The 10,578-nt window shown below is 75.4% G+C and carries 7 protein-coding genes and 2 pseudogenes; 3 read left to right on the top strand and 6 right to left on the bottom strand.

Features of this window, described 5'->3' with window-relative positions:
* Positions 1 to 55: 55 nt before the first annotated feature.
* From ACRYR8_RS19850 to ACRYR8_RS19830, 5 genes are all read right to left on the bottom strand, one after another.
* Positions 56 to 472, bottom strand: coding sequence for a VOC family protein (locus tag ACRYR8_RS19850; RefSeq protein WP_432484491.1), 417 nt, complete (start codon positions 470 to 472; stop codon positions 56 to 58).
* Between the two features lie 5 nt (positions 473 to 477).
* Positions 478 to 903 carry a helix-turn-helix transcriptional regulator gene (locus tag ACRYR8_RS19845; RefSeq protein ID WP_432484493.1) on the bottom strand — a complete coding sequence of 142 codons (426 nt, stop codon included), beginning with the start codon at positions 901 to 903 and terminating at the stop codon, positions 478 to 480.
* A gap of 88 nt (positions 904 to 991) precedes the next feature.
* Positions 992 to 2,791, bottom strand: coding sequence for an ABC transporter ATP-binding protein (locus ACRYR8_RS19840; protein ID WP_432484495.1), 1,800 nt, complete (start codon positions 2,789 to 2,791; stop codon positions 992 to 994).
* Positions 2,792 to 4,630 (bottom strand): ABC transporter transmembrane domain-containing protein, encoded by a 1,839-nt coding sequence (locus ACRYR8_RS19835; protein ID WP_432484497.1) that lies wholly within the window; start codon positions 4,628 to 4,630, stop codon positions 2,792 to 2,794.
* A gap of 78 nt (positions 4,631 to 4,708) precedes the next feature.
* Positions 4,709 to 7,726 carry a cytochrome P450 gene (locus tag ACRYR8_RS19830; protein ID WP_432484499.1) on the bottom strand — a complete coding sequence of 1,006 codons (3,018 nt, stop codon included), beginning with the start codon at positions 7,724 to 7,726 and terminating at the stop codon, positions 4,709 to 4,711.
* Positions 7,727 to 7,862: 136 nt separating this feature from the next.
* On the opposite strand from ACRYR8_RS19830, the gene ACRYR8_RS19825 reads away from it, so the two are divergent.
* From ACRYR8_RS19825 to ACRYR8_RS19815, 3 genes and pseudogenes are all read left to right on the top strand, one after another.
* The gene (locus tag ACRYR8_RS19825) at positions 7,863 to 8,783 is read left to right on the top strand and encodes a LysR family transcriptional regulator (protein ID WP_432484501.1); all 921 of its coding nucleotides are present in this window, start codon (positions 7,863 to 7,865) and stop codon (positions 8,781 to 8,783) included.
* Complete coding sequence (locus ACRYR8_RS19820) at positions 8,780 to 9,193, top strand: HtaA domain-containing protein (protein WP_432484503.1); 414 nt, start codon at positions 8,780 to 8,782, stop codon at positions 9,191 to 9,193. The genes ACRYR8_RS19825 and ACRYR8_RS19820 overlap by 4 nt, the downstream gene beginning before the upstream one ends.
* 278 nt (positions 9,194 to 9,471) lie before the next feature.
* A pseudogene (locus tag ACRYR8_RS19815) lies at positions 9,472 to 10,386 on the top strand (MFS transporter); the annotation flags it as partial.
* A gap of 83 nt (positions 10,387 to 10,469) precedes the next feature.
* Here the strand turns inward: ACRYR8_RS19815 and ACRYR8_RS19810 are convergent.
* Positions 10,470 to 10,578: pseudogene (locus ACRYR8_RS19810) on the bottom strand (IS30 family transposase); the annotation flags it as partial.

The raw sequence follows: 10,578 nt of genomic DNA, 5'->3' as shown, positions 1-10,578 counted from the left end.
GGGGGGCCCCCGGGGGTCCGCCGCGGTCACCGCGCGCCCCGCCCGCGGCTGGCGGTCACCCGCCCTTCGGCTGGTTGAAGCGCAGCATGTTGCCGGCGGGGTCGCGGAAGGCGCAGTCGCGCACGCCGTACGGCTGGTCCATCGGTTCCTGCAGCACCTCCCCGCCCGCGGCGCGCACCCGCTCGAAGGTGGCGTCGCAGTCGTCGGTGCGGAAGATGACCCCGCGGAGCATCCCCTTCGCGAGCAGTTCCGCGGCGGTCCGGCGGTCGGCGGGGGAGGCGTTCGGGTCCGCCAGCGGCGGCTCGAGCACGATCTCCACGTCCGGTTGCGCGGGCGATCCGACGGTCGTCCAGCGCATCCCCTCGAACTCGACGTCGTTGCGCACCTCCAGGCCGAGGGCGTCGCGGTAGAACGCGAGAGCGGCCTCGTGGTCGTCGACGGCGATGAAGCACTGCGAGAGCGTGATGTCCATGCGCTTCACGCTAGGCGTACGCCCGCGTCCCGTGCTTCTCCGTTCCTGACCGGTCGCGTGCGGACCCGGGCGACGCAGGCGGGCACGACGGCCGCCCCGGCGTGGTGGCGAGCCCGGTACGCGCTGGGGCTCTCGCCGACCAGTTCGGTGAACCGCGAGCTGAACGAGCCCAGCGACGTGCAGCCGACCGCCACGCACACCTCCGTCACCGTCAGGTCGCCGTGCCGCAGCAGCGCCTTGGCCCGCTCCACGCGCCGCGTCATCAGGTAGCTGTACGGGCTCTCCCCGAAGGCCGCGCGGAAGCTGCGCGAGAAGTGGCCGGGCGACATCAGGGCGGCGCGCGCCAGCGCGGGGACGTCGAGCGGCTGCGCGTGCTCGCGGTCGATCAGGTCGCGCACCCGGCGCAGCCGGACGAGGTCCTCCAGCGTCACGCGACCACCGTGCCACGGCCTGCGCGCCACGGGTAGGGGCGCGCGGGCCGTGGCGCGGTCGCGACCACCCCCGCGGGGGTGCCCTCCCTCAGCCGCCGTGCCAGCTGCGCCACAGGTGCGCGTACGGCCCGCCGGCGTCGACGAGCTCGTCGTGCGTGCCGAGCTCGGTGATGCGCCCGCCCTCGACGACGGCGATGCGGTCGGCGTCGTGGGCGGTGTGCAGGCGGTGCGCGATGGCCACGGTGGTGCGCCCGGCCAGCACCGCCGCCAGCGAGCGCTCGGTGTGCCGGGCCGTGTTCGGGTCCAGCAGCGAGGTCGCCTCGTCCAGCACGAGGGTGTGCGGGTCGGCCAGCACCAGGCGGGCGAGCGCCACCTGCTGCGCCTGCGCGGCGGACAGCTCCACCCCGTTCTCGCCGACCGTCGTGGCCAGGCCGGCGGGCAGGGCCCGCGCCCAGCCGAGGGCGTCGACGGCCTCCAGCGCGGCCTCCACCGCCGCGTCCGGCGCGTCCGGCACCGGCAGGGCGACGTTGTCGCGCAGCGAGGCGCTGAACACGTGCCGCTCCTGCGTGACGAGGGCGACCTGGCGGCGCATCTCGTCCAGCGGCAGCCCCGTCACCTCGGCGCCGCCCACGCGCACCGACCCGCTGGTGGGCGGGGCGATGCCGGCGATGAGCCGGCCGAGGGTCGACTTGCCGGCGCCGGTGGGGCCGACGACCGCGAGGCGCTCACCGGGTTCCAGGGACAGCGACACCCCGTGCAGCACCGGCCTGCCGGGGGCGTACTCGTAACCCACGTGCTCGGCCCGCACGTCGTCCGAGGCGGGTTCCTCGCCCGTCTCGGTGCGGTCCGGGGCGACGGTCGCCAGGCCGACGACGCGCGCGAACGACGCCTGCCCGACCTGCAGCTCGTCCCACCAGATGAGCAGCTCGTTGACGGGGCCGACGAGCTGGCGCAGGTACAGCACGACGGTCGCGACCTCCCCGACGCTGGCGAGGTCGCGCCGGACGAGGAAACCTCCCCACACCAGCGCCACCACCACGGGCAGCAGGTACGACATCTCGATCGTGGGGAACCACCGCACGCGCAGGCCCAGCGTGTAGCGCTCGCGGCGCACGGTCTCACCGATGACGCGGTCCAGCAGCCGCACCCGGTGCTCGGCCAGCGCCAGCGCCTCCACCGTGCGCACGTTCTCGACGTTCTCGCCGAGGGTGGTGGAGATGCGTCCCCACCAGGCGCGCTCGGCGGCGTAGCCCGCGGGGGCGCGGCGCAGGTACCAGCGGGTTCCCGCGACGAGACCGGGCAGGCCGGCGAGGATCGCCAGCGCTACCAGGGGCCCGGCCAGGAACGCCGCGGCGACGGTGAACACCGTGGTCACGGCGGCCACGAGGATCGCGGGCGCTCCGTAGCGCACGGTGTAGCTCAGCGACTCGACGTCGTTGGTGGTGCGCGAGACGAGGTCGCCGGTGCCCGCCTGCTCGACCACCGACAGCGGCAGCCGGGTCGCGCGGGCGAGGAACTCCTCGCGCAGCTGCCCGAACACGCCCTCGGCCAGGGACAGGGAGCGGTACCGCGCCACCCGCGCCAGGACGGCCTGCGCGACGACGGCCGCCACGAGCAGGGCGACGGTGCGGTCCACGTCGGCGAGCACCGCGGTGGGGTCGGCGCCGCGCGCGGCCGCCGCGACCCGGTCCACGAGGCCACCCAGCAGCCACGGGCCGGCCAGGCCGACCAGGGCCGCGCCGGAGTGCAGCGCCATCATCACCAGCCCGGGGCGGCGGTGCTGCCGCACGAGGCGCGCCACGTCGCGCAGCACCTGGGTGCGGTCGGCGACCGGCAGGGTGGTGCGCTCGTCGAGGAGGGGGTCGGAGCCCTCGGCGGTGGTGCTCACTCAGGTCTCCTGACCAGGCAGCGGGGCGGGCACGGGGCGGCGGGTGGTGGGCTGCGCGGGCACCGCGCCACCGGCGGGTGCCCCGTGCGCGTCGCCCGCGCCGGCGTCGCGGGTGACGAAGCGGCGGTAGGCGGGGTCGGCCAGCAGGTCGGCGTGGCGGCCGCTGGCGACGACGCGCCCGTCGCGCAGCCAGTGCACGGTGTCGGCGTGCGGGACCACGAGCGGGCTGCCGCTGGCGACGAGCGTGGTGCGCCCGGCGCGGGCGGCGCGCAGCCGGGCGGCGATGCGCGCCTCGGTGTGCGCGTCGACGGCGCTGGTGGGTTCAAGGAGCACCAGCACCTCCGGTTCGCGCAGCAGGGCGCGGGCCAGGGCCAGGCGCTGGCGCTGGCCGCCGGACAGCGAGCGGCCCCGCTCGGTGACGGCCCCGCGCAGCCCGCCGTCCACGAGCTCGACGATCCCCGTGGCATCGGCGACCTCCATCGCGGAGAGCACCTCCGCGTCGGTGCGCGTCCCCTCGGGGTCGACCTGCTCGCGCAGGGTGCCGCTGAACAGCTGCGCGTCGTCCTCGGCGAGCACGACGCGGTGGCGGACCTCCGCCACCGGCACCCGCCGCAGCGGCACCCCGGCGAGGGTGGCGCCACGGCCGTCGTCCGTGCCGTCGTCCGGGCTGCCGCCACCGTCGCCGTCGTCGAAGCGGGCCAGGCGGCGCAACAGCGGCGCGGCCAGCTCGGGCGGGTCGCTGACGACGACGGTCAGCTCACCGGGGACGGCGACGACGCCGGAGGCGGGGTCGGCCAGCGGCCCCGCCGGCGGGTGCCGCTCCTCGCCGGCGGGCACGTCCGCGAGCCGCGGCGGCACCTCCAGCATCGTCACGAGGCGCCGTGCGGCGACGAGGGCGCGGGCGTACTTGTCGGCCGTCTCCACGAGCATCCGCAGGGGGGAGGTGAGGAACGCGGCGTAGCCGTAGAGGGCGACGAGGTCCCCGGGGCTGATCTCCCCGCGCACGGTGGCGCGCGCTCCCGCCCACACGAGGGAGGCCACGAGCAGGCCGGGCACGAGGACCTGCAGCGCCTCCAGCGCGGACTCCCACGCGGCCACCCGCACGCCCGCGGCCCGCACCCGCTGGCTCTGCTCCCGGTAACGGGCCAGGAACAGCTCCTCGCCGCCGACGCCGCGCAGCACGCGCAGGCCCCGCACGGTGTCGGTGCCCAGCGCGGTCAGCTGCCCGGTGAGCTCCCGCTGGACGTGCTGGCGCTTCTTCAGGGGCCGAAGCAGCACCACCAGGACCACCAGGACGGCGGGGATGCCGAGCAGGACGATCAGCCCCAGCGAGGTGGAGGTGCGCAGCACCAGGAGGGCGACGACGACCACGGCGAGCACGGAGGCCACGGCGCGCTGGGTGACGTCGAAGGCGTCGCCCAGGCGCGGTCCGTCGGAGGAGGTGCTGGCCAGCACCTCGCCCTGGGGGAGCCGGGCGGTGACGGCGGTGCCGGCGCGCGCGGTGTGCCGGCCGACCTGCTGCAGGGTGCGGAAGCACGCGGTGAGCCAGTTGGTGACGGCGAAGCGGTGCCGCGCCACCGCGGCGACGGTGGTGACCGCGGCCAGGGCCAGCACGACGCCGGCCCAGCGCAGCAGGGCCCCGTCGTCGCCGGCGATGACGCCCTCGTCGAGGGCCTTGCCGACGGCGGCGGGCAGGACGGCCTGCGAGAGCATCCACACGCAGCCGAAGGCGGTGCCGATCGCCATGGAGCGCCGCTGCTGCGCGGCCGTGCGCAGCAGCAGGCGCAGGGGTGATCGGACGTCGGGGGTACCGGGGTCTTTCAGGGGGAGGTCCCGCACGTGCACCGACGGTAACCGTCGTCCCCGACGGGTTCCACGGGATAAGCGGCGCCCCCCGCCGGCCCCGCCACCGGCCGGTCAGGCTCCCGCGCCGACCGGTGCGGGCGCAGCCACCTCGGCCAGGACGCCCTCGATCCAGTCACCGGCGACCTGGACGGCGTCCTCGCCACCCCCGGCGTCGTGGCGCCCGTACTCCCCGACCCGGACGGCGCCGCAGCGCGCGAGCGCCTCGTCGAGCAGTTCGCTGCCGCGCGAGTACGTCCTCGTGTAGCTGCGGTCGCCCAGGCCGAACACGGCGTACCTCGCCCCCGAGAGGTCCGGTCGCCGGGCGAGGAGGCGCTCGCGGAACGGGCGGACCCCGGTGGGCAGTTCGCCGTCGCCGTACGTGGAGCACACCACGACGAGGAAGCGGTCCGGGGCGAGGTCCTCTGAGGTGGCGGTGGCCAGGTCGACGACCTCGACGGCGGTGCGCGCCTCGAGCCGCCGTCGCAGGTCCTCGGCGACGAGCTCGGCGTTGCCGGACTCGGTGCCGAAGGCGATGGTGACCGGGAGGTCGATCGCCGCGGACCGGCCCGCCCGACCGGGGTCCGTCCGCGGCAGGGGGAGGTCGCTGCGCGCGGTGCGCAGCAACTCCTCCCGGGTGCGGATCTTGGTGCGGACCCGCCCGGGCGCGGCGTCGAGCGTCTCGCGCAGGTCGATGCGCCGCCACCCGTCGAAGTCCACCGCACCGGGCAGCGGCGGCAGCCCGTCGCGGCCGGGGCGGCCGGTGCCGACGGCTCCGGGAGCTCCGGCGGTCAGGTCGGCACGGATGAGCGCCGCCAGGTCGCGCGCGTCGGCGCGCTGCTCGGCGATGGTCCCGCGCGGGCCGCGGCGCAACCAGCCGGCCACGTACAGGCCCGGTTCGACGCGCCCGGCACCGTGCGCTCCGGGGACCAGCGGGGTGGTCCCGTCCGCGCGGAAACCGACGGCGGTCACGACGGAGTCGCACGCCAGGCGCACGGGCCCGCGCGGTCCCCGGAAGCAGACGGCCTCGACGTGCGCGGTGCCCTCGAACCGCTCCGGGGTGAACCCGAACCACCACTCCACCCGCACCCGCGCGCCCGAGGCCGCGGTGGCGGCGAGGGCGCGCACCGCCTCGACGCGGGCGTCGCCGGGCGGCAGTTCGGCGTCCTCGAGGCCGTGGACGACGTGCGCCACCCCCGGCAGGTCCGCGACCTCCTGCAGCACGACCGGGTCGAAGCGCGCGCGGTGCGGCAGGGAGCGGCCGACCACGTGCACCACGCGCAGGCTCTCGACGAGCCGGTCGCGGACCGCGTCGTCGACGTCGCTGCCGTGGAGGCCGGCGCGGTCGCGGGTCAGCAGCCGCACGACGTCGACCGCGACGTTGCCGTGGCCGACGACGACCACCTCCCCGCCCAGCGGCTCGACGGTGCGGGCACCGTCGTGCTCGTCGGGGTGGCCGTTCAGGGTGCGGGTCAGCCGGCCCGAGCCCGTGACGCCCGCGAGCCGGGCACCCGGCACGGCGAGCACCTCGTCCTCGTGCAGCCCGGTGGCGAGCACGACCGCGTCGAAGGAGGAGCGCAGCGTCGCCAGGTCGAGCTCGCCCCCCAGGGTCACGTTGCCGTGGAAGCGCACCTCCTCGTCGCGGAACAGCCGGTCGAACTGCCGCGCCACCGCCTTGGTGCCCTGGTGGTCGGCGGCCACCCCGTACCGGACGAGCCCGTACGGCACGGGCAGCCGGTCGAACACGTCGATGCGGGCCGCGGGCAGGGCGCGCCGCACCGCCTGCGCGGTGAAGCACCCCGCGGGGCCGGCGCCGACGACCGCCACCGACGGTCCCCGGCGCGCCCGGCCGGGGACCGAGGTCGCCGCGGACGCCGCGGGGACCGGGGGAGCCGCGCTCGAGCGGGTCCCGCGCCAGGTCACGGGGAGCTCGAGCATGCCGCGGAAGACCCACCCGCCGATCTCGGCCGGGTGCTCGGGGACGAGGTCGAGGCCCTCCAGCCGCCCGAACAGGGCGGGCAGGCCGACGGTGGCGACCTCCGCGCGCGCGACCCAGGCCCCGAGGCAGACGTGCACCCCCTTGCTGAACGCCAGGTGGGGTTTCACCTCCCGCTGCACGTCGAAGGCGGCCGGGTCGGTCCAGACCCGCTCGTCGCGGTTGGCGGACAGGATGCAGATGCCGAGCCGTGCACCCGCGGGCAGCCGCACCCCGGCCAGCACCGTGTCGCGGGTGACCTGCCTGGAGTACAGGCCGATGGGGGCGACCCACCGGACGGCCTCGTCGAAGACGGCCTGCCACGAGGAGCTGCCGGCCTCGACCAGCCGGCGCTGCTCGGGGTGGGTGAGCAGTGCCCAGGCGGCGACGCCCAGCGCGTCGCGCGGTTCGTTGAGCCCACCGCCGATCGTCATCTTGACGTTGGCCCGGATCCTCTCGATCGGCATCTCGTAGTCCGGGGTGCGCAACAGGGTGGAGATGAGGGAGTGGTCGGGGTGGTCGGCGTGCCAGCGCAGCATCTCGTCCAGGGCGACGTCCACCTCGCCGAAGGAACGCTCGCCCCGGGACCACACGTCGGGGTCGTCGGCGTAGTTCCCCGTCGCGTCGATGAGGGTCTGCGACCACCGCTGCAGGTCCTGCTGGGTGACGTTGTGGAAACCGAGGACCTCGCGCAGGTTCTCGGCGGCGAAGGGTGCGGCGAAGTCCCGGACGAGGTCGGCGCCCGGTCCCTTCTCCACCAGTTCGGCGAGGTACCGGTCGGCGTTGCGCTCGAACACCGACGTCCAGGTGCGCTTGACGACGCCGGGGCGCAGCACCGGCTGCCAGGCCTTGCGCTCGAGGTAGTGCTCGGGGTCGTCCCGGCGGAGCATCGAGTGCCCCATCGCGCGGATCTGCAGCGATCCCTCCTCGTTCGCCGAGAACGTCCCCTGGTCGACCTCGGTGGCGTGGACGGCGTCGTACGTCGTGATGAGGTACCGCCCGACGGCGGGCACCCAGTGGACCCCGCCCTCGCCGCGCAGCCTGTCGTAGATCGGGAACGGGTCGCGGTACAGGTCGGGGATCGTCACCCAGTCGGCGACGGGGGCCGGTCGGCTCATCAGGCACATCCTCGTGTCCAGCGCTGCACCGGTGCATCGGTGCACCGGTGGGGGCGAGTATCGTCCGGTCACCACCCTGGAGAAAGCGGGATGTTCCGGGCAGAATGACCGGCTCAGTCGACGAAGGGGTCTCGACGTGGTGCCCGTCCCGGACTTCACCCTCCGCCAGCTCGCCTACCTCGTGGCCGTGGCGGACGCGGGCACCATCTCCGCCGCCGCCCGGGAGCTGCACGTCTCCCCGTCCGCCCTCTCCGACGCCCTCAGCGAGCTGGACCGGCTGCTCGGCACCCCCCTCACCCTGCGCCGCCGCGCCCACGGCGCCACGCTGACCAGCGCCGGCGCGCACGTCGTCGACCGTGCGCGCCCGCTGCTCGCCGCGGCCTGCGAGCTCGCGGCCGAGCTGCGGGGCGTGCCCGGCGAGCTCGTGGGGCCCATCACCATCGGGTGCTACCCGACCCTGGTGCCCACCGTGCTGCCCACGCTGCTGCACGACTTCGCCGCGGCCCACCCGCGCGTGGAGCTGCACCTGCTGGAGGTCACCCACGACCGGCTGGCCGGCCGGATCGAGTCCGGCGAGGTGGACGTCGCCTTCGTCTACGAGACGCTCGTGCCCGGGTGCCCGCGGCGCGAGCGCCTGTTCGCGCTGCCGGCGCACGTGCTCCTCTCCGCCGAGGACCCCCTCGCCGGCGCCGCCGCGGTGCGGCTGGAGGACCTCGTCGAGCGCGACCTCATCCTGCTGGACGCGCCACCGTCCAGCGAGCACACGTTGTCGATGTTCGCCGCCCGCGGGCTGACCCCGCGCGTGCGTCACCGAACCGGCAGCTACGAGGCGGTCCGCACCCTCGTCGGGCGCGGCCTGGGCTACGGCGTCCTGGTGCAGCGGCCCGCCAACTCCCGCAGCTACGAGGGCTACCCGCTCGCGGTCAAGGAGATCGAGCCCCCCGTGGAACCCGTCGGCATCGACGTCATCTGGTCGGCGAGCGTGGACCCGCCCGAGCGGGTGCGTGCCCTGATCGAGTTCGCCCACTCGATCCGGTGGACCGGTGGTGCCGCGTGAGCGCGCTCGTGTGGGGCGTCAAGGAGTCGCTGCTGCGCTACGTCTCGCGCACGCCCGACGGCCGGGTCGACCTGGTCGACGGCGTCGTCCGCCACGGGGACGTCTTCGCCTTCCCGGAGGCCGCCCCCCGCGGAGCGGGACTGCGCTTCCGCGGCGCGGTGGTGCTCACCGGTCACGGCGGGCTGATGCGCGTCGTCCTGCGCGATCCCGGGCTGCTGCCGGTCGCGGGCGGCTGGTTGCTGGAGATCACCGACCCCGACGATCCCCACGAGCGGCTGCCCTTCGCCGAGGTCGCGGGTTTCGACGGGAGGAACGGCTCGGGCGTGACGCTGACCGGGGACGGCGCCGACCTCTTCTTCGGCCCCTACGAGGCCGGGACGCCGCTCGACGCGTTCGCCGTGCAGGGGTGACGCCGCGGGCCCGGAGACGCCCACCGGGTCCCCGTGCGCGGGACCGAACATCGGAGGAGCCGGGTTTCCACCTCGACAGTCCCCGCTTTGCACGAACTGCGGCGACTGCGAGCGTGCGGCGTGCACCGGCAGCGCGGCCGGTCCCGGGCGGGCGGACCCGCCGGGAGCGCGACGAGCGCGGGGCCGGTGGCACCCCGACCGCGCAGGGGTGGCGCACCCCGCCACCACCGCAGGACCCACGGCTCGCGCAGGAGCGGGCCCCGGCTCAAGGAGACGGCATGACCGCCACGACCTCCTCCAGGACCGACGTCACCACCGCGGCAGGACGGCGCAGGATCGTGGTGGCGACCCTCGTCGGCACCACGATCGAGTGGTACGACTTCTTCATCTACGGCACCGCCGCCGGGCTCGTGTTCGCCCAGGCATTCTTCGCCCCCGCCGGGGAGCGCATCGGCCTGCTGCTGGCCTTCGCCACCGTCGGCGTCAGCTTCCTGTTCCGCCCCCTAGGCGCGTTCCCCGCCGGTCACTTCGGCGACCGCATCGGCCGCCGGGCCGTGCTCGTCCTCACGCTCGTCCTCATGGGCGGGGCGACCACCCTGATCGGCGTGCTGCCCACCTACGACAGCGCGGGCGTGCTGGCCCCGGTGCTGCTGCTGCTCCTGCGCATCCTGCAGGGCCTCGCCGCCGGCGGGGAGTGGGGCGGTGCCGTGCTCATGTCCGTGGAGCACGCGGACCGCCGCCACCGCGCCCGCGCCGGGTCGTTCCCCCAGCTCGGCGTCCCCCTCGGCATGCTGCTCGCCTCGGGGGTGACGGCGCTGATGACGGGGGTGGTCTCGCCCGGTGACGCCTTCGTCGCCCGGGGCTGGCGGGTCCCGTTCCTGCTGAGCTTCCTGCTCATCGGCATCGGGTTCCTCGTGCGCCGGACGGTCGACGAGTCGCCCGTGTTCCAGGAGATGCGTGCCCGGAGCGTGCGGCCCAGGGTCCCGGTGGTGGAGCTGTTCCGGCGGCACTGGCTGCTCGTGCTGCTGGCTGCGCTGGTGTTCGCGGGGAACAACGCCGCGGGGTACATGACGACCGGTGGATTGATCACGAACTACACCACCGACCCCGACGGCCCGGTCGGCCTGGACCGCACGCCCGTGCTGCTGGCCATCACCGCTGCGGCGGCGTCGTGGGGGGTTTTCACCTACGTCTGTCATGTCGCAGGACATCGGTGACAGATCTACATCAGGACATGGGTCATGGTTCGGCCGGTCTTGGTTGCGGGCTCAGGCGGTCAACGCAACACCTCCGCCAGCACCTGCGAGGGTGACCGAAAGCCAAGGGTCTGTCGAGGCCGCTCGTTGAGTTCTCGAGCGATGGCGTCGAAGTCCGCCTGCGTCAGG

The organism is Kineococcus esterisolvens, assembly GCF_050871405.1.
Classification (GTDB): domain Bacteria; phylum Actinomycetota; class Actinomycetes; order Actinomycetales; family Kineococcaceae; genus Kineococcus.
This window is presented reverse-complemented; position numbering and strand designations above follow the sequence as displayed.